The sequence below is a fragment of the Telmatobacter bradus genome, from assembly GCF_048629425.1.
GTDB classification, from domain to species: domain Bacteria; phylum Acidobacteriota; class Terriglobia; order Terriglobales; family Acidobacteriaceae; genus Telmatobacter; species Telmatobacter bradus.
The window spans coordinates 748,109-769,359 of record NZ_CP184532.1 but is presented as its reverse complement, the minus strand read 5'-3'; the positions used below and the strand labels follow the sequence as shown (position 1 = coordinate 769,359).

The 21,251-nt window shown below is 59.7% G+C and carries 16 protein-coding genes; 6 read left to right on the top strand and 10 right to left on the bottom strand.

The window, feature by feature from the left end; genetic code table 11:
- Positions 1–482 precede the first annotated feature (482 nt).
- The 7 genes from ACOBR2_RS03245 to pheS all read right to left on the bottom strand — a co-directional run bounded on the left by ACOBR2_RS03245 (position 483) and on the right by pheS (position 8,600).
- Positions 483–1,487 carry a VWA domain-containing protein gene (locus tag ACOBR2_RS03245; RefSeq protein ID WP_420238635.1) on the bottom strand — a complete coding sequence of 335 codons (1,005 nt, stop codon included), beginning with the start codon at positions 1,485–1,487 and terminating at the stop codon, positions 483–485.
- 173 nt (positions 1,488–1,660) lie between these two features.
- Entirely contained in the window at positions 1,661–2,869 is a 1,209-nt protein-coding gene (locus tag ACOBR2_RS03240) for an RluA family pseudouridine synthase (RefSeq protein ID WP_420238634.1), read from the bottom strand.
- The gene (locus tag ACOBR2_RS03235) at positions 2,862–3,686 is read right to left on the bottom strand and encodes a prolipoprotein diacylglyceryl transferase (protein ID WP_420238633.1); all 825 of its coding nucleotides are present in this window, start codon (positions 3,684–3,686) and stop codon (positions 2,862–2,864) included. Before ACOBR2_RS03235 ends, ACOBR2_RS03240 begins: the two co-directional genes overlap by 8 nt.
- A gap of 543 nt (positions 3,687–4,229) precedes the next feature.
- The gene (locus ACOBR2_RS03230; protein WP_420238632.1) at positions 4,230–4,571 is read right to left on the bottom strand and encodes a cell division protein ZapA; all 342 of its coding nucleotides are present in this window, start codon (positions 4,569–4,571) and stop codon (positions 4,230–4,232) included.
- Positions 4,572–4,579: 8 nt separating this feature from the next.
- Positions 4,580–4,966 carry a hypothetical protein gene (locus ACOBR2_RS03225; RefSeq protein ID WP_420238631.1) on the bottom strand — a complete coding sequence of 129 codons (387 nt, stop codon included), beginning with the start codon at positions 4,964–4,966 and terminating at the stop codon, positions 4,580–4,582.
- A gap of 227 nt (positions 4,967–5,193) precedes the next feature.
- Positions 5,194–7,323: a phenylalanine--tRNA ligase subunit beta gene (gene pheT, locus ACOBR2_RS03220; RefSeq protein WP_420238630.1), complete on the bottom strand. Its 2,130-nt coding sequence runs from the start codon at positions 7,321–7,323 to the stop codon at positions 5,194–5,196.
- A gap of 170 nt (positions 7,324–7,493) precedes the next feature.
- Positions 7,494–8,600: a phenylalanine--tRNA ligase subunit alpha gene (gene pheS / locus ACOBR2_RS03215; protein WP_420238629.1), complete on the bottom strand. Its 1,107-nt coding sequence runs from the start codon at positions 8,598–8,600 to the stop codon at positions 7,494–7,496.
- 300 nt (positions 8,601–8,900) lie between these two features.
- On the opposite strand from pheS, the gene ACOBR2_RS03210 reads away from it, so the two are divergent.
- The 3 genes from ACOBR2_RS03210 (at position 8,901) to ACOBR2_RS03200 (ending at position 13,300) form a co-directional block, all read left to right on the top strand.
- Entirely contained in the window at positions 8,901–11,525 is a 2,625-nt protein-coding gene (locus ACOBR2_RS03210) for a hypothetical protein (protein ID WP_420238628.1), read from the top strand.
- A gap of 165 nt (positions 11,526–11,690) precedes the next feature.
- Positions 11,691–12,479: an MlaE family ABC transporter permease gene (locus ACOBR2_RS03205; RefSeq protein WP_420238627.1), complete on the top strand. Its 789-nt coding sequence runs from the start codon at positions 11,691–11,693 to the stop codon at positions 12,477–12,479.
- Entirely contained in the window at positions 12,476–13,300 is an 825-nt protein-coding gene (locus ACOBR2_RS03200; protein WP_420238626.1) for an ABC transporter ATP-binding protein, read from the top strand. Before ACOBR2_RS03205 ends, ACOBR2_RS03200 begins: the two co-directional genes overlap by 4 nt.
- Before the next feature lie 422 nt (positions 13,301–13,722).
- Here ACOBR2_RS03200 and ACOBR2_RS03195 read toward each other — a convergent pair whose 3' ends face one another.
- From ACOBR2_RS03195 to ACOBR2_RS03185, 3 genes are all read right to left on the bottom strand, one after another.
- Positions 13,723–15,090, bottom strand: coding sequence for a glycoside hydrolase family 28 protein (locus ACOBR2_RS03195; protein WP_420238625.1), 1,368 nt, complete (start codon positions 15,088–15,090; stop codon positions 13,723–13,725).
- 157 nt (positions 15,091–15,247) lie between these two features.
- A complete protein-coding gene (locus ACOBR2_RS03190; protein WP_420238624.1) occupies positions 15,248–15,586 on the bottom strand; it encodes a P-II family nitrogen regulator in 339 nt (112 codons plus the stop codon).
- 201 nt (positions 15,587–15,787) lie between these two features.
- The gene (locus tag ACOBR2_RS03185; protein WP_420238623.1) at positions 15,788–17,233 is read right to left on the bottom strand and encodes an ammonium transporter; all 1,446 of its coding nucleotides are present in this window, start codon (positions 17,231–17,233) and stop codon (positions 15,788–15,790) included.
- Positions 17,234–17,662: 429 nt separating this feature from the next.
- Between ACOBR2_RS03185 and ACOBR2_RS03180 the strand changes: the two genes are divergently transcribed.
- From ACOBR2_RS03180 to ACOBR2_RS03170, 3 genes are all read left to right on the top strand, one after another.
- Positions 17,663–18,418, top strand: coding sequence for a hypothetical protein (locus ACOBR2_RS03180; protein WP_420238622.1), 756 nt, complete (start codon positions 17,663–17,665; stop codon positions 18,416–18,418).
- A gap of 153 nt (positions 18,419–18,571) precedes the next feature.
- Entirely contained in the window at positions 18,572–19,147 is a 576-nt protein-coding gene (locus ACOBR2_RS03175; protein WP_420238621.1) for an NADH-quinone oxidoreductase subunit B, read from the top strand.
- 302 nt (positions 19,148–19,449) lie between these two features.
- Complete coding sequence (locus ACOBR2_RS03170; RefSeq protein ID WP_420238620.1) at positions 19,450–21,150, top strand: hypothetical protein; 1,701 nt, start codon at positions 19,450–19,452, stop codon at positions 21,148–21,150.
- Positions 21,151–21,251 lie beyond the last annotated feature (101 nt).

Genomic DNA, 21,251 nt, shown 5'->3' with positions numbered 1-21,251 from the left:
CCCACCCATTTCGTAGGCCACAAACCAGTGGTTGGTCTGCTTTTTTTCCGCTGCACAAATGTCGCAAGAAATCGCCTGTCGGATCACTGTTCCCACCCCCCAACCGCGCCCTCTGGCAACGGCCTGGCAAAATCGCGGCTGTACGGCTCACGCTTGGCAGATCAGTACTCTCCCACCTGCCTACGTCCTTCTCAGGGGGGCCTGCCCGGATTTCACCTTCCCCTATTTCATCGTGCAATCGCTCAACTAAGTGAGTCCAAATACTGAGGAAATCCCCTCTGGAGCAAATTTGGACAACAGGCGCCAAAACGTCCTGAATTGAAACACTTTTCTGCCTCACCCCGCTCCATTTCCGCCTTTTCTTCTTCAAAATCATGATTCCAAAAGGAAAAATGGCTCGTCAGGCGTTCATGCCACAAAAAAACACAGGCTCCCGTTCTCCGGGAGCCTGTGTTGAGCGTAAATACCTTCTGAAAATGCATTTACTGCTTTGGTACGAAGTAGCCTTTTTTGGTTCGCACCGTATAGCGACGGTCGTTGCAGTACAGGTAGATGGGCCGGAAGGATCCATCCATCTTGAAGTCGGCCGGGGTATAGGTGAGCGCGTACTGGCTGCGCAGTTCTTCTTCGATGTCGGTAAAACTCTTGGAAATATCTTCGACCGAAGGCGGGAAGAAGGCCTGACCGCCGGTCTCGCTGGCCAACTGCTCCATAACCTTGTCGCCGGGGCCACGGCTGGGGGTCCAATTGGTGCTGATGGCGTAGATGATGGTTTCGGAGCGCTGGCAGGCCTTGATGGCCTCGCCCAGATAGGCGTGGCTCTGGTTGTCATCGCCATCGGAGAGCAGAATCATGGCCTTGCGCACCGGCTCCACGTTACGGCCAATGCCCTGCAGCTTGTCATGGCAGGCTGTATAGACGGCATCGTAGAGCGCCGTGCCGCCGCCCGGCTTCAGGCGGTTGATGCCGGTTTCCAGCGCGTCCAGATTGTTGCTCCAGTCGGCGGTCACGTTGGGCGTCACATCAAAGCCCATGACAAAGGCGCGGTCAGAGCGAGCCTTGAGAATCTGCAACAGAAACTCGGTAGCCGACTGCTGCTCGAACTGAAAACGGGAGTGGATGGAACTGCTGGCGTCCACCACAATGCCCACCCGCAACGGCAGATTGATCTGCTGATGGAACGAGTTCACATGGGCCGGAGCCTTCTGGTCGTCGAGCAGGGCAAAATCGCTCAATTTCAGATCCGGGTTGTAGTGCCCATGCTTGTCGGTCACGGTGAAGATCAGATTGACTTCGTTCACCTGAGCCTTCAGGGTGGTCACGCCCACGTCGGTGGTGGCCTCGCTTGACGGAGCCTGCTCCTGCGGCTGGGCAATCGGGGCAGACGTGGACTGCTGCGTGGCGGCCGGAGCCGTCGGCTGCTGGGCAGCAAGCAAGGACGCCGCGAGCGGCGCTGCAAGCATGAAACCAAATATCTTTCTGATCATAGCTCCCTCATTCTAGTGCAAAACCAGAGGCCCTGTATGCCCGGAAAATTGTGCCGCATCAATGCTCCCTGCGGGTTGCATGGACTCAAGCATACTGCCTCCGGGACAGAGCAACTCTGGCTCAGCTTCAACCATTCGTTCCAGCCCGCCAGCACCTCCGGGCGGGGCAGAAATCATGCCTTTTTGGCGGCTACGGGCTCTGCCTCAAGCCGCAGTAAAAACTCCTCCAGCTCGGGCGCCAACGGTGCCGTCAGCTTGAGAGCCTTATGCGAAACCGGATGCTCAAATTCGAGCTCGGCCGCGTGCAGAAAATTGCGTTCCAGCCGCAGCCGTTCCGGCTCATGATTGCGCCGGGCCGTACGCGAGCTGAACAGGTTGGCAGCCACCTGATCGGTCACCTGCCCTGGTCCGCCATAGAGCGTATCGCCCACCACCGGATGCCCCAGCGAGGCCATGTGCACGCGAATCTGATGCGTGCGGCCGGTCTCGATCTGTACCCGAACCAGACTAAAGCGACCAAACCGGCCTTCAAAGGACCGGATCACCTCATAGTGAGAGACGGCTGAGCGGCCATTTTCGTTAGGTGCGGTGGTCATACGCGTGCGCCGGGCCGGGTCGCGGCTGATGGCGGCATTCACGGTGCCACGCGGCCGCTCAAACGCTCCCACCACCAGCGCCACATAAGTCTTCTTCATCTTACGTTCGCTGAACATGGTACCCAGCAGCGAGTGGGCGCGATCATTCTTGGCCACCACGATCAAGCCGCTGGTGTCTTTGTCCAGCCGGTGCACAATGCCGGGCCGCATCTCACCGCTGACGCCGGAGAGCTTTTTGAAGCGGAAGAGGATGGCGTTCACCAAGGTGCCGCGCGAGCGCTCGTCCTCATTCTGACCCGAACCAGCGTGGACCATCATTCCGGCCGGCTTGTTGATGACGGCCAGGCTGGCATCCTCGTAGATGACGTCGAGCGGAATATCTTCCGGCATGGCCTTGAGCGGCGCAGGCCGCGGCTCACCCTTGATCTCGATCCGCTCACCACCACGCAGCTTGAACGAAGCCTTGTTGACTTCGCCATCCACCAGCACATCGCTCTGGTCAATGAGCATCTGTACGCGCGCGCGGCTCACACCGGGCAGTTGGCTGGCCAAATACGCATCCAGACGCTGGCCAACGACTTCACCAGGAGCGATCAGCTCACTCGGCAAGGGACCAAACTCTTCCGGAGCAAGCGTCGGCTCGACGGCTTCTACCGCAGCCCCGTTTACTTCTTCTTCGTCCTCTTCCAGGTCAAAACGAAACACAACGGGTTCGTCCGCCGAGAGCAGGATCGCCGCCGGTTGGGCATCTTTCTTTTTTGCAGCAGTCTTCTTCGGCTTAGCCATGGAGGACCTCACTTTCACTTTCGTTGCGCGCCGGAGAATCGACGCGTTGTTCCCGCAGCAGCCACGCACCAGCGAGCACTGCAGCAATCGCAGCCAGTTGCGGCCCGTCAAGCGCGCCTTGCAGCATGCGCCCGCGGCCTTCGTCGGCACGCCATAATTCTGTTAAAAACACCACCACGCCAAAGCCCATCAGCCCGGCTCCTGCCACATCGCCCGGCTGGCGAACCTTGAGCTGCCACAGCAGCAAAAACACCGTGAGCAAGAGCCAACCCAGAGCCGCATAGGCCTGCACCGGATAGAGCGCAACGCCCAGCGGCGTACCACTCATGCGTGCCGCCATGGTGCTTGAATACGTTACGGCCCAGGGCAGCGCCTCGGGCGCGTCCGCCCCATAGCCGGAACCAGCCAGCAAGGCTCCCAACTGCTCAAAAGCCAGTCCGATAGCCACCGGAACAGCCAACGCATCGGCCACCGTCAGCGCCGGGAGATTTTTTTTGCGGGCGTACAGCCACGCAACAGCAACGCCCGCCAGCGCCCCCGCACCGGAAAGCAGTGGATGATGCACCATAGCCAGGGCCAGCAGCCACGAAGGATGCACACGCAGCATGCTCCAGTTGAGCAGAACCAGCAGCAGACGCTCGGCAACAATGGCGGCAAAGAGCGTGTAAACACACAGGTTCCACACCGCACTGGTCTCCAGACGAAAGCGCCGCGCGGTAGCCTGAGCCAAAAATAGCGCCAGCAGAACGCCCATCGCCGCAGCCGCCCCGTAGCTGGGCACAATCACCGCACCAAGATGGAACAAAACAGGATGCACCAGAAGAGAATACTAGGCGGGAGGCACTTCAGGGGAGCACGGGCACAGTGGAAACCGGCAGCGGCAAAGCCACCCACTCACAAAGTTGCCCTGAAAAACAAGAAGCCGACCCGCTGGGCCGTGGTCGATTAGGCTGGTGAACCCGTCCTAAGACGGTGGAGTTCTCCGCGGTTCATTAGGCATTCCGGACTGGCGGACACGGCACACAGAACCGATTTTTCGAGTCGAACCCCTGTTCAATGAATGTTGGTTCAACCAGCGTTCTCTTCCACCTGCTTTGCAGGCCGGTTTCTAGCTTGGATAGTAGGGGCTTTCGGGCGGAATTACAAGTCTTGTTCTATGCGGTCGGGCTGTGCTACTTTCTTGGACCTTCACTTTTTTGCACAGGGAGCGCAGAAGGGATTTTCTGCACTCTTTCCGCGTCTTTTCCCACTTTTGCACGCTTTGCCCCCGGTGTATTCCGCGCCACACACCAAAAAATAATGAGCGCACCCAGACTTCAGGCGCGCTCCGTTCCCACTCTTGGCGATTCAGATTTCTGCTCTAGACGCCCATGCCGCGATCGCTTTCGAGCACCTCATCGAGCAGACCCCGCAAACTTGCGGCACGCACCTGAGCCTGGCTGATCTCGGGCGGCGTCTGTTGCGAAGGCGCTGACTGCGGTGTAAGGCGGGCCAACTCATCGGCCATGTTCAGCGCAGTCAGAACGGCAACACGCAGGGAATCCACAGTACGCCCCTGCGCGGCCACGGCGCGCATCTTCGCATCCACCGTATGGGCCAAGGCGCGAATGTGCTCCGGATCCTGCCCCGACAGGTGGTACGACTGATCGTAAATCTCAACCGTCACATAGTCGATTTTGCCGCCGCTCTGTTCTTCCGCCATTTCCTCCCTCACAGCTCCAGCGAATCGAGTTGCGCCAACAGGCGTTCAATGCGCTGCCGCACCTGATCCCGTTCTCCACGCAATACTTCCATATCCTTCTGGATCATCTCAACCAAGGTGTTCTGCTCGCGCAACTGCACTTCCTGCTCGGCCAGACGCGACTCCACGGCCAGACGCTGCCGCCTCTCGCTCTTCACCAGTTCCACGGCACGCAGAATGCGCTCTTCGAGAGCGGAAAATTCATCGGCGCTCAGTGCCACAGCCGACTTTGTTTCCGCTGCGGGCGCTCCTGCCTGCAGCTGCTCCGGAACAAAATCCGTATCCTGTCCCGCGTTCTGCGGCTGGGCCTGCCCAGCTGCGGCCGCTTCCTCCGACTCCCAAAACGTCTGCGTCATTGAAACTCTTCCTCCGCCCTGATCTGCGACTTCATCTCTTCAAACCGTTCTTTCGGCTTGTTCGTGTCAGTATATCCCGCCGCTGTACTGTTGATTGTAGTCAATCAATAGCGAAAAACCGCAGGCTTTGCTCCAGCCAGACTCAAACCTTACACATGCAAAAAAGCAGGCCGCAGCTTTCTTCAGCCACGGCCCGCTTTTCTTGTTGATTCTTTGAAATTACTTACTCAAGCCCGCAGACGTGCGCCTACTTTACCGACAGCCGCAATCACCTGCTCCTGATAGCTCTGCAGTTCTTCTTCACGCAAGGTGCGGTCGGCAGCCTGGAAGGTGGTACCCAACAGCAGCGAGTACTCCTTGCCCTCCATGCGCTTGTCGCGGAAGACCTCACGCACGCGCCAGTCCACCAGTTCAGGCAGATCAAGGCCGGCCAGTGCCTTGTCCACAGCCTCCCACGCAATACTCTCCTCCAGAACCAGAGAGAAGTCGCGACGCACCGGCTGGAAGCGAGAAATATCACGCGAAGCAGGCTTGGCGAGAGGCTGTTTGTAGAGGCGATCCAGATAAATTTCGCCTGCAATCACCGGCTCCTTGAGCTTGCGCTTGGAGGCTTCAGCCGGATGCAACTGGCCGAACCAACCCACCGTTGCGCCATCCACCACAATGCGGGCAGCGCGGTAAGGATGCAGCCACGCGGGCGTGATGCCAGCCTCGGCCGGGAAGCGGTCGTAGTAGACGCTGCGTGCCTGGAAGCGGCCAATCACCTGCTCCACCGCGCCCTTCACGTCGAAGAAGTCTACCGCACGGCCCTTATGCAGCGCGCCCTGCTCGGCCAAGCTGCCCACCGCGCCAAAACTCAATGCGGGACGCTCATCCACCTTTTCCGTGGTGCCGCTAAAGACCGTGCCCAATTCGAACAAACGCACGTCGCTCACGTCGCGGTTCAGATTGCCGGCAATCATCCCGAGCATGCCCGGAACCAGCGACGGCCGCAGCACGCCAGCCTCTTCACTGAGTGGATTGCCGAGCGGAACCACCTGCCCAGGTAGTTGCGTGGTCAGATCGGCCTCGACCTGCGAGCAGAAGGTGCTGCTGATGGCCTCATGGAAGCCAGCGGCACGCAACGTCTGCCGCACCGCAGCTTCATTCTCAGCCCAGGGCAGGGCACGCACACCGCCGCCAAACGAAGGCAGCGTGTTCTGAAAGCGGTTGTAGCCATAAACGCGCGCAACCTCTTCGATCAGGTCGATCTCGCGCTCCACGTCGAGCCGCCAACTGGGCAGCGTCACCAGCCACGCCGCAGCTGGCTGACTAGCCAACTCGCTGACCTGCTGGCTCGCCAGTTTGCAACCAAGCGCCGAAAGCACCGTCTCAACGATTGCCGCGGTCAAACCTTCTTCGTCGATGGTCTTGCCAAGGATGCGCTTGACTTCGCTCAGGCGCAGTTCCACAGGCTTGCGACCCGCAGTCTTGGCGGCCATGGCGGGAACCTGCGCATCGACCACATCGCCCTCGATCCAACCGCCGCTGGCGAGCAGAATGCTCGACACAAGATCGGAGCCAGTGAGCGCTGCATTGAAGTCCGCGCCGCGTTCGTAGCGATGGCTGGCGTCGGTGTGCAATCCGTGACGGCGAGCGGTACGGCGCACGGCCACCTGCTCAAACCAGGCCGACTCCACCAACACGTTCTTCGTCGCGAGCGTAATCATCGAGTCCCATCCGCCCATGACACCAGCCAGCGCCAGCGGCTTTACATCGTCGGCGATGATCAGGTCTTCTGGATCGAGCGTGCGTTCAACGCCATCGAGCGTCTTCAGCTTTTCGCCCTTCTTGGCGCGGCGCACCACGATTCCGCCTTCCACCTTGTCGTAATCAAAGGCGTGAGTGGGTTGGCCAATCGAGAGCCATGCGTAATTCGACGCGTCCACGGCGTTGGAAATCTTCTTCTGCCCGAGCAGGTCAAAGTAGGTGCAGACCTCGGCTCCGGCAAACCAGTCGCGCGAGTCGGTAATAGTGATGTCGCGCAGGATGCGGGCACTGTAACGGCCACAAGCATCTTCCGCCTCAATGCGCACACTCACTGGCTTGGCTGCGGGCTTGAAAGCGGGCAGCGCGTACTTCACCTCGGGCAAAGGCAAGCCATAGATGGCCGCCGCCTCCCGCGCTACGCCGTAGTGATTCATGGCGTCCACGCGGTTGGTGGTTACGTCCATCTCCAGCAGGACGCCGTTGCCCTCTGCCAGCGGATAAACGCCATCCACGGCAATGCCGCGCAGGGTAAGATCTTCGGCCAGCTTGTGGTCGTCTACGGGAAGCTCGGGCAGGTAAGCTCTCAGCCACTTCGTCAGAATTTGCATGCGTACATTCCTTGTGCGGGCAAGTCAGCAAGTCAGCAAGCCAGCAAGCCAGCAGGATCTTAGTCCTGCATGGCTGCCAACAAGCCATTGAGGAGCCTGGCAACTTCTTCACACTGCTCCATCAATTCCCTGACGCTTCCCTCGTTCATCCATTTCAAATCTGAAGCCAGCTACACGAACTGACTCAAGAACCGCATATCGCCGGCATAGAATTGGCCAATTTCGCTGATGCCGTACTTCATCATGGCAATACGCTCCACGCCCATGCCGAAGGCAAAGCCGGAGATCTTCTTGGAATCGTAGCCGGGCTGCTTTTCAGCAGCAAAAGCGAAGACTGCCGGATCCACCATGCCACAACCAAGCAACTCGATCCAGCCCGAGTCCTTGCACTTGCGGCAACCCTTGCCTCCGCAGAAGATGCAGCTGATCTGCACGTCGGCGCTAGGCTCGGTAAACGGAAAGAAGCTCGGAAAGAAGCGCGTCTTCACCGACGAGCCGAAGAAGGCCTTCATCGCGTAGTCGAGCGTGCCCTTTAAGTCAGAGAAGGTAATGTTCTCGTCCACGCACAAACCCTCCACCTGATGGAAGATCGGCGAGTGGGTAGCGTCGGCGGCGTCGTTACGATGCACCTTGCCGGGAATCACGATCCGCACCGGCGGAGCCTGAGCTTCCATGGTGCGCATCTGCACGGGCGAGGTGTGGGTGCGCATCAGCAGGCGGTCGCGCTGATTGCGCTTTTCCTGCCCGGCCACCACCAGCGTGTCCTGCGTATCGCGCGCCGGATGCCCGGGCGGAAAATTCATGCACTCGAAGTTGTAGAAGTCGCTTTCGACCTCCGGCCCCACACCCACCGAGTAACCCAGCGAGGCAAAAACCGCCACAATCTCGTTCATGGTCTTGGTAATGGGGTGCTCGGCGCCCAGCAACCGGCGGGTGCCGGGCAGGGTGATGTCGAGGGCCTCGGCCGCCAGAGCCGCATCCGACGGACCCGCGCCCGCCGCCGTTTCCAGCAGCGCCTCGACCGTCTTCTTCAGCTCGTTAAAACGCTGGCCGAGCGCCTTTTTGGCCTCCGGCGGAGCCGCTTTCAGCCACTTGCCCGAGACGTCGTTCAGTCGGCCCTGCTTGCGCCCGAGCCACTCCAGGCGAAAGGACTCAACGCCCGTCTCGCCCTCGATCGATGCCGCAGCCTCTTGTGCCTCAGCCGTCAATGCAGCAAAAGCTTGATTCAGCGACGCATCGTCAAATGCTGTCAGATTGGGAATCGCTTCGTTCTTCATGCGTAATCTACAGAATAAACCACGAAGCAGGGGCGGTTGCTCGGTTATTTTCGGCTCTGAAACCCGTTTCTGGAACTTCGGATCACCTACCGCTGCTGCGGCTTTTCGGCACGCGCATTCAGGCTACGCACGGCCCAACCTGCGCCCAATTCGTGCCGCGCACCGGAATACCCCGCGCATTTTCAAATTTTCCTTTTCTTCTTGCGCACTCTGCGTCTCCGCGCACCTACGCACCCCCTACACTGAGGAGGAACGGCGGCCAACGCCGCTCACGACGCCTTTGCTGTGGGTGATGAATCCGTGAAAAAACTTCTTCTTGTCTACTTTCTTTTTGCCTTGCCTCTGCTGGCCGCGCCCCGCGTACTCACGGGATCGAATCCCGCGCCTCGCGAACTTTACGCCGCCGAACAACTGCGCGCCGCCACCAGCCAGCTTTCTGGCAATGAAACCATCCTTCTGGCGCGCTGCGACGATCCGGCACTGAAGCCCTACGCCGCACAACTGACTGCGCTCTCCGCCAGCGTGCCAGAAGCCTTTGCGCTACGTCGCGTGGGTAACACGATTCTGGTGGCCGGAGCCGATGCCAGCGGCGTGCTCTATGGCGCTCTGGAACTGGCTTCACGCATTCGCGCGGCCCATGCGCTGCCTGCGGCAATCAGTGTGGACGATCATCCGCACCTGAAGCTGCGCGGCACCGTCATTGGCATGCAGAAGCCGGAAATCACCTACGAGGGCGCGGAGTACGACTACCGTTACACGCCCAAGGAATTTCCCTTCTTCTACGACAAGGTCCGCTGGACCAAATATCTGGACATGCTGGCTGCCGAGCGCTACAACGCGCTCTATCTGTGGAATGGCCATCCCTTCACGTCGCTCTTGCGGCTACCCAAATATCCCGAAGCGCAGGAGCTCACCGACGCTCAGCTGGAACAGAACATCGCCATGTTCCGCTGGCTGACCGCGGAAGCAGACCGGCGCGGCATCTGGGTGATTCAGGGCTTTTACAATATTCATCTTTCGCACACTTTTGCGAAGGCGCACAATCTGCCCAATCATCTTTCCAGCCCCAACGAACTGGCCACAGCCTACACGCGCTACGCCCTCTCTGAGTTCATTCGCGAATACCCCAGCGTGGGCCTGCTGATTACACTCGGCGAAGCCATGAGCCCCAAGTACGGCGCGCAGTGGATGAGCGAGGCCATTCTTCCCGGCGTGAAGGATGGGCTGGCTGAACTTGCAACGCAGACAGGCCACGCCGTGCCCGAGCCGCCCATCATCGTGCGCCGCCACTCCACCGACATTGACGCAGTGATGAACGCCTCGCACCCGCTCTACTCGAACATCGACACCATGTTCAAGTGGAATGGCGAATCGCTCACCTCCTCCGACGTGCGCGGCCCGGTGCTCAAGCAGTTCACAGAGCTGATCCCAATCTCCAAGGTCACCATCGCCAACGTGCATTTGCTCTCCAACCTGGAACCCTTCCGCTGGGGCAGCCCGGAGTACATTCAGCAGACCTCGCAGAGCTTTGAACGCATCGGCATCAGTGGCCTGCATCTGTATCCACTGCGCTACTGGGAGTGGCCCGTCAGCGCCGACAAAACCACGCCGGAACTGGAGCAGACCGATCGCGACTGGATCTGGTTCGAGGCCTGGGCACGCTATGCGTGGAATCCGGATCGCGACAAGCAGGCGGAGCGCGCCTACTGGATTGATCGCATTGCCGCGCACTATGGCTCACGCGAGGCTGCAGCACATCTGCTCAACGCCTATCAACTCAGTGCTCCGGCTGCGCCGCGCTTACTCGCACGCGTGGGCATTACCGAAGGCAATCGTCAGGCGCTCTCGCTGGGCATGACGATGCCGGAGCTGATCGACCCGGCCCGCTATGGCGCAATCGATTCGCTCTGGACCGGCGATGCCATGGACGGCGAGCGTCTGGACGAATATGTGGCCAACGAAGTGGCCGGTAAACCGCACCATGGCGACACGCCCATCGGCGCAGCCAGTGAGTTGGAGGCTGATACCGCCAAGGCCACGCACGAAGCTGAAGCCGCTGGCCCTGCCATCCAAACCAATCGCGATGAGTACGAACGCTTCCTGAACGACATGCGTTCGATCCACGCTCTCACCGCGTTTTATCAGGCAAAGATCAACGCCGCTGAGCAGATTCTGCTCTACCAAAACGATCACAACCTGAAGCATCTTGACACTGCGGAAGCAGCGCTGGCGCAATCCGTTGAAGACTTCCGCCAACTGGCACAACTGACCGCAGGAAGCTATCGCGATGCGGCCGCTCTGCATTCGCCACACCGCCGTATTCCGGTGACTGCAACCGCCAAAACCCTGGACTGGAGCGGCCTGCTGCCCATCTACGAAAAAGAGCTGACCACCTTCCGCAAACGTGCTGCTCTGCTGCGTTCCGGAGAATCCAAAGCGCAAACCAGCGAGAAAAAACTTGCGTCTGTGACGTTCAAGCTCGAATCGGGCGGAGAAGACTTCACACTCGGTGCGGGCGCGGTTCTGCGCACCGGCAAAGCTCCCGTCAATGCCGTTCAGGTTCCTGCGGAGTTCGACGGAATGAACGGAATCCGGCCCGATCCTTCCGGCAAGCAGCCACTGCATTTCACCCTTTCGGCCCCGGCGCAGATTCTGGTAGCGCTTCTGCCTACGGGCGGCGATGCTGGCCGCGGATTCGCATCAGAAGCCGAAGAGTGGAACTTGCTTTACCCCGATGCTATTCCTCTCGACGGCAAGACGAAGCATGCGGCCAGCATATGGACGATGCAACTGCCGACCGGCGCGAATGAGCTGAACCTGGGCAAGGGAAACTACGTTGTGCTCGGCTTTGTTCCGGCCGAAGCACACCTCACGCCCCATGCTGCAAGCGGCGCAACGGCCAATCTGGACTGGCTCTTTGAATAGCCTTCCGGGAACCTCGGAAATCTTGTGGATGCGCCGTGAGATTCGGCGCATCCCTCCAGCAGCACGCTGTTTTCGCTGGTTTTCGGTCGCGCACAGGCCCGCATCCATGGCCCTTATGCGCTATTCTGTCCTTGCCGACCGAGCGCCAGGAAAGAACGAGAAAACATGCTGGAAATCTTCCATCTGGAACGCACTGCCAAACAGATCATCCTGTCCATTCAGGAGTACTCGATCTTTGTTCTGCGCGCCCTCCGCAATCTTTACCGCCCGCCTATCTACTGGAGCGAATTCCTGCTGCAGTCCGACATTATTGGCGTGGGTTCACTACCGATCGTAATGCTCTCGGGCATTTCCACCGGCGGCGTGCTGGCGTTGCAGTCGGCCTCCACGCTGGCCGCTTTTGGCGCAACCGCCATCACCGGCCAGTTCGTCTCGCTCACCATGATCCGCGAGCTTGGGCCGGTGCTGACCGGTGTGATGGTGGCGGGGCGCAACTCCTCGTCGATGGCCAGTGAACTCGGCTCCATGGTGGTTACCGAACAGATCGATGCCATGCGCGCCCTCGGTGTGGATCCGATGCGCAAGCTGGTTACGCCGCGCATCGTCTCCAGCGTCTTCATGCTGCTGTTTCTGACCATTGTGGCTGACGCCTCTGGCCTGCTGGGCGGCGCTGCCGTCACGGTCTACATGAACCATCAGAACGGCATGCAGTACTTCTCAATGGCCTACGAGCATTTGCGCTACCCTGACATCATTCAGGGCCTGGTCAAGCCCATGTTCTTCGGCTTCATTCTCAGCTCGGTAGGCTGCTTTTATGGTCTGCGCACCAGCGGCGGAACGCAGGGTGTGGGCCGCTCCACCATTCAGGCGGTAGTGGTCTCCAGCGTGCTCATCATCTTTGTCGATTTCCTGCTGACCCGCGTGCTGCTCACGCTGTTTCCCTACGCCCTATGAGCGATGCCCCTGCAGTGCCCCAAACCGCAAGCACCAAGCCCGTGCTCAGCTTTCGCAACGTCACGCTCAGCTTTGGCCGGCAGACGGTGCTTGAAGACATCAGCTTCACGCTTGCTCCCGGCGAAACCCGCATTCTGCTGGGACCTGCAGGCGTGGGCAAAAGCGTCTTGCTCAAGCTGGCCGATGCTCTTCTGCATCCTGACCACGGCTCCATCCGCATGTTTGGCCAGGCCATCAGCCGTCTGCCCGAGGAAGCGCTCTTTCCTCTGCGCGCCCGCACCGGCATGGTCTTTCAGGAAGGTGCGCTCTTTGACTCGCTCACCATCCGCGACAACGTTGGCTACCAGCTGGTGCAGGAAGAAGTGCCCGCCAGAGAGGTAAACGCCCGCGTGCGCGAGGCCTTGCGCTTTGTCGGCCTGGAAGACACCTTCGACCTCTACCCGGCGAGTCTCTCGGGCGGCATGCGCCGTCGTGTGGCCATCGCCCGCGCCTTCATTCATGAGCCTGAACTGATCCTCTACGATTCGCCCACCGGCGGACTTGATCCTGTGACTTCCACGCAGATCATCGAGCTGATCGTCAAGGCGCGCGACATCAACCACACGCCCTCGCTGCTGGTGACGCATCGCCTGCAGGACGCCTTCACGCTCTCCACGCACCGTTACGATGCAGAGCTGGAGCGCATGGTTCCCCTGCCTGAAGGCCAGACCGATCCCTCGACCACCTACATGATGCTCAACGAGGGCCGCCTCATCTTTGACGGCACGCTCGGCGAACTTCTGCGCTCCAGCGATCCCTTTGTGCGCGAATTTTTGGCCTGAGCATGGGGTGTTTTCTGCAGGCCAAACAGCCTGCAGAAAAACTCGCACCAAAGTAAATTTGTATTTGCGGAGGGAGCATGGGTCTTCAGACCCATGAAGAATAGCTGCGTGGAATACTGCCTTTATAGCAAATTCAGAATTGCTGTAGAGGGAGTTGATGGACCAAAGTGTCGTTTTCCTCAAGAAAACGGCATCCTGCACACTCTTTCAGACTGCACGGTCATTCTGAATTTGCTCTAGGCGCTGGATTTTTCGTCCACTGCCTGCTCTGGATGGCTGCCTGCGGAAAGACTTCCGGGGCTGAAGCCCCCGCTCACCGTGCAGATTTTTCGCAGGGGTTAAAACCCCTGCCTCCCTCCGCCACAGGTTCTTCCGCTGCCTATTCAGCCCAAGGTTTGGATGCGAACTTTAGAGTTTGATTACTAGCGCGGAAACTCCACAAACTTGTTCTGGCAGGCTGCCGCACTGGCCTGGGCAGGTGCGCCTGTGAGTGTGGCATCGTCGCCTTGGGGCAGTTGCAGATTCGTCGCTCCCGGACCGAGAGAAACATCCGCATGGCTGAAGGCGTACTTGTACGCCTCATGATCGACCAACTGCACGCCATCAAGCGCCACGGCAACGCGATGCTTGGAATCATAGCCGTTGAAGCTGATTTTTCCGCCGCCCGCCACACGCACATTGTGCAGCGTGATGGCCCGCATCGAGGGCTGATGATCGCCCTTCAGCGTGCCCGCCGCCGAGTAGGCCGTGTCCAGCACAATCGGGTTGGGCGAATTGCGGACGCACACCTCGTCGTAGAGCACATGCTCGGTCAAGCCGCCGCGTGAGCCATTCGACTTGATGCGGATACCGTTGTCGGGTCCATCCAGCGAAAGATCCGTAACCAGAATCTTGTCCACACCGCCGTCGGTCTCGCTGCCAATGGACATGCCGTGGCCCCAGTAAAAATGATTATGCGCAATCGTCATCTGGCGCGCGCCGCCCGGTGCGCCGCCCTTGATGGCCACGTTGTCGTCGCCGGTGCGGATCGAGCTGTAGGCAATGGTCACATTTTTGGCATCACTGCCCGGATCAATGCCGTCGGTGTTGCGCGCTCCGCGCTGCGGTGTGTCGATCTTTACGCCCCAGGCGGTAAAGCCCGAGCCGTGGCTAAAGGTGACATGAAAGTTGGGTGAGTTTTTGAAGGTGATCTGGTAGAGCGTGAAGTTGTCGGAATGCTCCGCCACCACCAGACGAAAGGCCTGCTGCGCACCGCCAGCGCGGGCCTGTTCAGCCAGATTCCACCAGGTATAGGAGGTGCCCAGCAGCTTTTCGCCGCCCCGGCCATCAATCGCGCCCTCGCCCATGACGGCGGCATTTTCAGCATGGCTTACGGCAATCAGCGGACGGCAGCCGTGCACATTCTTTTCAAGCACCACGCCGCAGACGCCGGGCGTGGTTTCATACTGGCGGGGATCGCGGGAGGCATAGAGCGTCACGCCCTTGGCAACCACCAGCGTCACATTCGACTTCAGCTCCAGCGGACCACTGAGGAAGGCGTTTTTCTCCTTGACCGCATGGAGGTAAACACCGCCGCTTTTGCAGTGGTCAATGGCCTTCTGAATACGCTCCGTGTCGAGCTTTTGCTCGTCTTCGGCGGCCAGCGAAGCTCCCACCGAGGTCAGCTGCGCATCCAGTGAGGCACAGGCCACGGGCAGCACCGGTTCAGTCACAGTGCGTTCATCCTGGGCCCGCAGCCCCACGCTTGCAATCAGCAAAAGAAAGCCAACAAAAAGACTGCGCTTCCGCACAAAACCCTCCATACGGCAAAAAAACATCGCACTTCAGCATAGCGCGGCAACTGGCTTCCGCACATCCCGTCCTGCACCCACCCACACAAATGTAAAAACCCCGGCCAACGCAAAAAGATGCGCGGACCGGGGTTGGGGTGGATTCCGAAGAATGAAATTAGAGAGCGGTTTCACCGCGCTCGTCGTTGCGGATGCGGATGGCCTCGTCGATGTGGCTGACAAAGATCTTGCCATCGCCGATGCGACCGGTACGGGCGGCGGAAATAATGGCCTGCACGGCCTTTTCCTTCATATCCTCGGTCACAATCAGTTCGATCTTGACCTTAGGAAGAAGGTCGACCGTGTACTCGCGACCGCGGTAAAACTCCGTATGGCCCTTCTGGCGGCCATGGCCGCGGGCCTCCAGGATGGTCATTCCTTCGACGCCCGCTTCGAGCAGGGCATCCTTGACAGCATCCAGCTTGGAAGGTTGAAGAATTGCTTCGATTTTCAGCATACGCGTAAAGCCTCGTTCGATAGCGTAACAGGAAAGCCGCCAGCGTGACTGCAACCGGAGGAAAGTTTTTCTCCCTCGGGAACCGCTTTGCGCTAGGACGGAACAAGCCTGTCTGCGCTCGTGAGTATAGCCCATGACAGGCTACTTCAGGCAAAGCCAGACGGCGCTTCCAGCGTAAGAAACGCCGCCCGGAGTGTGCGATCAGCCGTTGAAGTCGTAACCTTCTTCACCGTGCTGGTTCAGGTCCATACCCTCGGCCTCGGCATCCGGCGAGAGGCGCAGACCCATGGTCTTATCCACCACGAAGAGCAGCACCAGCGTGCCCACAATCGAGATGCCCCAGGCCAGGCCAATGCCGCCCAACTGGTTCAGCACCTGGTGCCAGTGGCCTTCGATGGCCCCCGAAGGCAGCACATTGCCAGCCTTGTCCTTGAAGACGGGATTGATGACGCTGGCGGCAAACAGGCCAGTGAGCACCGCACCCAGCGTTCCACCCGCGCCGTGTACGCCAAAGGCGTCCAGAGAGTCATCGTAGCCAAACATCGCCTTCACCTTGAAGACCATGAAGGGGCAGAAAATACCGGCAATCAGGCCGATGATGATGGCCGACATGGGCTGCACAAAGCCCGAAGCCGGGGTAATGGCGACCAGACCGGCGACTGCGCCGGAAATCGCGCCCAGGGCCGTCGGCTTGCCGTTGTGAATCCATTCAGCAATCGTCCAGCTAAGGGCGGCGGCAGCGGCGGCAAAGTGAGTATTCACGAAGGCCGAAGTGGCCAGACCGTTGGCGGCCAGCGCCGAACCGGCATTGAAGCCGAACCAGCCAAACCACAGAAGGCATGCGCCAATAAAGCTGAGCACCAGCGAGTGGGGCGACATTTTGGTGTGCGGATAGCCAGCCCGCTTGCCCAGGTAGAGCGCCGTCACCAGCGCCGAAACGCCCGAGGTGATGTGCACCACCGTTCCGCCGGCAAAGTCCAGCGAGGGAACCACGCCACCTGAAATATTCAGAAATCCGCCCACACCCCAAACCATGTGCGCCATGGGGCTGTAAACGATCAGCGACCACAGCGACAGGAAAACCGCCATGGAGCTGAACTTCATGCGCTCGGCAAATGCACCGGTGATCAAGGCAGGCGTGATGATGGCGAACATCAACTGGTAGACCATGAAGGTCTGCTCGGGAATGGTGGCCGCGTAGTCGGCATTCGGGGTCAGACCCACACCCTTCAGGAAGATGTGCTCAAAACCGCCGATAAAGGCGTTGCCGTGGCCAAAGCAGAGCGAGTAGCCAACGACGGCCCACAGAATCGTGATCAGGCCCATCATGGCGAAGCTCTGCATCATGGTGCCCAGAATGTTCTTCTGGCGGACCAGACCGCCGTAAAACAGGGCCAGTCCAGGGCCGGTCATCAGCAGCACAAAGGCAGCCGAAACCAGCATCCAGGCATTGTCGCCCGACGACTGGGCGCTGGCTGCGGCCGCCTGGGTGGCCTTCAGAGCCTGCTGCAAAGCATCGATCTGGGCCTGGGTTGAAGCGCTTGCGGCGGCAGGAGCGGCCGGTGTTGCGGCGGCGGCCTGCGCCAGACCAAGTGTGGCCGGGAAAAGACAGAGGGCAAGAAAGAGCAGCTTGATTCCACGAGACATACGAGGTTCAACTCCGAAACAACGAGAATGGGTGGAACGCAGAATATGGACGGCGGGCGTCCCTGCCCGGGTCGGGCGAATGCCATGTTTGCCGACCATGGAACAACAGCCACAAAAACAGACCTACGGTTGCTTCACCCTATGGAATATGCCGAGAGATATCTGTTTGTAGGCTCAATGATGAGAAATATTTCATGCGCTGTATAAGAAACCCATGAAGATTTCATGCTTTTCGCACTACATCCTCTAGTTCACAATCATAGATGGTGAAATAAGGATTCAGCGAAACGCCATAAAGATTGGTTCGTTTCTTCGCCCGCTGAATTTCTGCTTGCAGCCGCCCGCTCGCACTGCGCGGATAATAAAAGCAGGCGGATCATCCGGCCAGCGCTCTCAGTGCAGGTACCGCGCCACCCCGTGGAGGATTTTTTGGCTGAAAACAATGTGCTCCGAAAACTGCGGAAGATTCTGCCCTGCCTTCTTCTACTGCTGCCGTCTTTTGCAGGAGCGCAAAGCCCCACGCAGAGCTGCCGCAAACTGGTGCTCAACGGCGAAGTGGCTGCCGGCCAACGCTGGGCGCAGCCCATCGGCCAGGGCTGGAGCTTTTCCCTGCTGCCCATCGTGCCCGGCAAACAAGGCTATTCCGGCTGGGATCTGGTGGTGGACCGCGACCGGCCCACCGGCTTTCCTGATGCGCTGCTGCTGGCTACGCCGCCCTGGGGCTCGATCAGCGAACGCGAGATTGGCACCACCTTCGGCCTGCGCGCCCAGGATGCGATCGGATGGAATCCGCGCAGCTTTCACTTCCTCGTCGATCCCGCCGCCTTTGCCGAGGGCCAAAAGCAGTTCCGTCTATTGGAACCCGCCCTGGCTTCTGGCAAACCTGACGCCCACAGCGCCAGCAGCTCCCTGCGTCTGATGGAACTGGCCCAGCACTCGGCCAGCGGGCAGTTGCGCATTTTGGACGCACGCCTGAATGAAGGCATTGCCGATCCTGCGCCATTTGCGCAGAACTGGGCTCAGCAAGCGCGGCATCAGCCGCATACCAGCCTGCCTGCGGGCAGCGCCGGGGCTACGCCGCACGGTTCGCTACAGTCGATCCGCTTCGAAGTTACGCTCTGGCTCCCGGCAGACTGGCGCGCTCCATCCGGCGTTCAAACCGCCCCTTCGGCCTGCGCGCGATAACTCACAGAGTTACAAGAGCAAATACTGTCTCATACTGAACAGTTCAGCACGAAATACCGTCTCAGACGACAAGAACCAACACGACGCTTTTTTGGATGCCGCCTGTAGATTTGTCTGGAGTCAGTGGTACGGATGCGGCGTATAGTGTAAGACATGACGGCAACTGCACAACGGGACAGATACATGTTTGGCGCCCTGGAGAGCAGCGCGAAGAATCGCGCCCGGCTTCAAGAGGTCAACTATGGTTTCGAGCAGCCTGAAGGCGTAATTCTGACTTCGCTGGACTACGCCGTGAACTGGGTCCGCAAAAACTCAATCTGGCCGATGACTTTCGGCCTGGCCTGCTGCGCCATTGAGATGATGTCCACCGGTGCGGCCCGCTTTGACTTGGCCCGCTTTGGTGCCGAGGTCTTCCGGCCTTCGCCGCGGCAATCCGATCTGATGATCGTGGCCGGTCGCGTGTCGCAGAAGATGGCTCCCGTGTTGCGCCGCCTGTACGACCAGATGCCTGAACCCAAATGGGTCATCTCGATGGGAGCCTGTGCGACTTCGGGCGGAGTTTTCAACAACTATGCGGTCGTGCAGGGCGTTAACCAAATTGTACCGGTGGACGTCTATGTTCCTGGGTGCCCGCCGCGCCCGGAACAATTGATCTACGCCATTACGCTGCTGCAGGAAAAGATCCAGCAGGAGCGGGGAAGTTTGCGGAAGACCTTGAACCTGGGGTGAGGGGCGCCGCAAAGAACAAACAACGAAGTGGACGCATGGAATTCCTGGTGCGTCTGATGGTAGGAAAAGAACCCAATACCGACTTCTGTAGTCAATGACTAGCAAGGCAACTCATTGAAAAATGTGTTGTTTGAATTTGTACCTATGGTACTTTTATTAGTGCTGCAGAAGGAGGCGGGGAAAAGCCTGTATCAAAATCCCGCCGCAACGTACGAGCTACGGCTCGCACGCAGTTCTTTTCTATTTGTTACAACAGCTAAATTGCGGAGGATAAACGCATGCATGCTCGTCAACTGAAAAGCATGAGTCGTGTTCTTGCCTTGGGGTTGGTGGCGATGGTTCCCGTTGCCCTGACAGCTCAGGCCAAGAGTACGGCCAAGACCCCGGCCAGTGATTCACCCTCGAAGTGGGATATCTTTGCCGGTTACAGCTACCTGGCACCGAAGGGCACAGTGACCACCACCAACCCCGCCGGTACGTCCGTTACCGCCAGCTACGATGCGGTCAACGTGGGCGGCCTGTTCAGCGGAGCCTACTTCTTCAATAAGTATGTAGGCGCACAGGTCGAGTTCGGTGAACACGAGTGGGGCACGCAGCGTGCGAACTCCAACGTCGGCACCCACAGCAACGATGACGGCTTCCTGACCGCCCAGGCCGGCCTGATTGCCCGCTTCCCCGCTGGCGACATCACCCCCTTCGTGCATGCCCTGGTGGGCGGCGCTTATGTGGGTGGTCCTTATTACAACCCCAACACCTGGGGTCCGGCCATCACGGTTGGCGGCGGACTTGACTACAAGACCCCGCTCTTCGGCGGCCGTCTTGGCGTTCGCCTTTTCCAGTTTGACTACGAATACATGCATGCTGACTTCGGTCCGCAGACCCAGACCTATGGTGGCCGCGCCAACATCAACGCTGCCCGTCTGAGCACCGGTATCGTCTACCACATCGGTTCCGTCACCCCGCCGCCGCCGGTAACCCTGGCTGTGGCTGCGGTTCCGACCTCGGTTTACGCAGGCGAGCCCATCACTGTGACTGCCACGCCCGGCAACGTCCTTCCCAAGCTGAACTCGGTTTACGTTTGGTCGGGTGACGGCGTCAAGGGTAACGGCGCCACGGCCACGGTTGACAGCGCTTCGCTGGCTCCGGGCACCTACACCGTCAAGTCTGAGATCAAGGAAGGCAAGCCCGGCAAGGAAGGCCTGAAGCCCGGCCAGTCGGCCACGGCCACGACCACCTTCACGGTCAAGCCCTTTGAGCCCCCGACGATCAGCTGCTCGACTGCTCCCAGCACCATCAAGCCCGGCGACACGGCCACCATTACGGCCGTTGCAGTGAGCCCGCAGAACCGCCCGCTCACCTACAGCTACTCCGCCACGGCTGGCTCCATTGCGGGCAGCGGCACCACGGCTACCTACACCTCGGCAGGCGCACCCACCGGCGTTGCCGGCATCACCTGCACCGTTGCCGATGACAAGGGTCACAGCACCTCTGCCAACACCGACGTGACCATCGTTGCTCCTGTCGTGCCTTCGCCCAAGACCCAGGCCCTGTGCTCGATCAGCTTTACCAAGGACGCCAAGCGCCCGACCCGCGTGGACAACGAAGCCAAGGCTTGCCTGGATGAAGTTGCCCTCGACCTGCAGCGCTCGGCGGATGCCAAGGCTGTAGTGGTTGGTGAAGCCGACGCCAAGGAAAAGGCCAAAACCGCCAAGGAAGCCGCCTTTGCCACCAAGCACAAGAAGGCCAAGGTTGAAGACCTCGCTTCGCAGCGTGCCGTCAACACCAAGCAGTACCTGGTAGCCGACAAGGGCATTGATGCCTCGCGCATCTCCACCTCCACCGGCACCACCGACGACAAGACGGTTGAGAACTACCTGGTTCCGGCCGGCGCCAGCTTCGACAACGACGTCAAGGGCACCACTCCGGCGGATGCTTCCAAGACCAAGGCCGAAGTTCGCAAGCCGCTCGGCGAAAAGAAGCACCACAAGAAGGCCGCCAAGTAATCGGCGTCCTGCAGACGGAGGAAGAAACACTCCTCCTGGAATGGAAGGGGCTGACCACACCGGTCAGCCCCTTCAGTTTTTGTACCCTCTTTTGACATACT

What these genes read in the sequence shown, in the direction of transcription:
- ACOBR2_RS03245 (WP_420238635.1), bottom strand. Translation starts at nt 1,487, where the DNA reads ATGATCAGAAAGATATTTGGTTTCATGCTTGCAGCGCCGCTCGCGGCG.
- ACOBR2_RS03240 (WP_420238634.1), bottom strand. Translation starts at nt 2,869, where the DNA reads ATGGCTAAGCCGAAGAAGACTGCTGCAAAAAAGAAAGATGCCCAACCG.
- ACOBR2_RS03230 (WP_420238632.1), bottom strand. Translation starts at nt 4,571, where the DNA reads ATGGCGGAAGAACAGAGCGGCGGCAAAATCGACTATGTGACGGTTGAG.
- ACOBR2_RS03225 (WP_420238631.1), bottom strand. Translation starts at nt 4,966, where the DNA reads ATGACGCAGACGTTTTGGGAGTCGGAGGAAGCGGCCGCAGCTGGGCAG.
- pheT (WP_420238630.1), bottom strand. Translation starts at nt 7,323, where the DNA reads ATGCAAATTCTGACGAAGTGGCTGAGAGCTTACCTGCCCGAGCTTCCC.
- pheS (WP_420238629.1), bottom strand. Translation starts at nt 8,600, where the DNA reads ATGAAGAACGAAGCGATTCCCAATCTGACAGCATTTGACGATGCGTCG.
- ACOBR2_RS03205 (WP_420238627.1), top strand. Translation starts at nt 11,691, where the DNA reads ATGCTGGAAATCTTCCATCTGGAACGCACTGCCAAACAGATCATCCTG.
- ACOBR2_RS03200 (WP_420238626.1), top strand. Translation starts at nt 12,476, where the DNA reads ATGAGCGATGCCCCTGCAGTGCCCCAAACCGCAAGCACCAAGCCCGTG.
- ACOBR2_RS03190 (WP_420238624.1), bottom strand. Translation starts at nt 15,586, where the DNA reads ATGCTGAAAATCGAAGCAATTCTTCAACCTTCCAAGCTGGATGCTGTC.
- ACOBR2_RS03185 (WP_420238623.1), bottom strand. Translation starts at nt 17,233, where the DNA reads ATGTCTCGTGGAATCAAGCTGCTCTTTCTTGCCCTCTGTCTTTTCCCG.
- ACOBR2_RS03175 (WP_420238621.1), top strand. Translation starts at nt 18,572, where the DNA reads ATGACGGCAACTGCACAACGGGACAGATACATGTTTGGCGCCCTGGAG.
- ACOBR2_RS03170 (WP_420238620.1), top strand. Translation starts at nt 19,450, where the DNA reads ATGAGTCGTGTTCTTGCCTTGGGGTTGGTGGCGATGGTTCCCGTTGCC.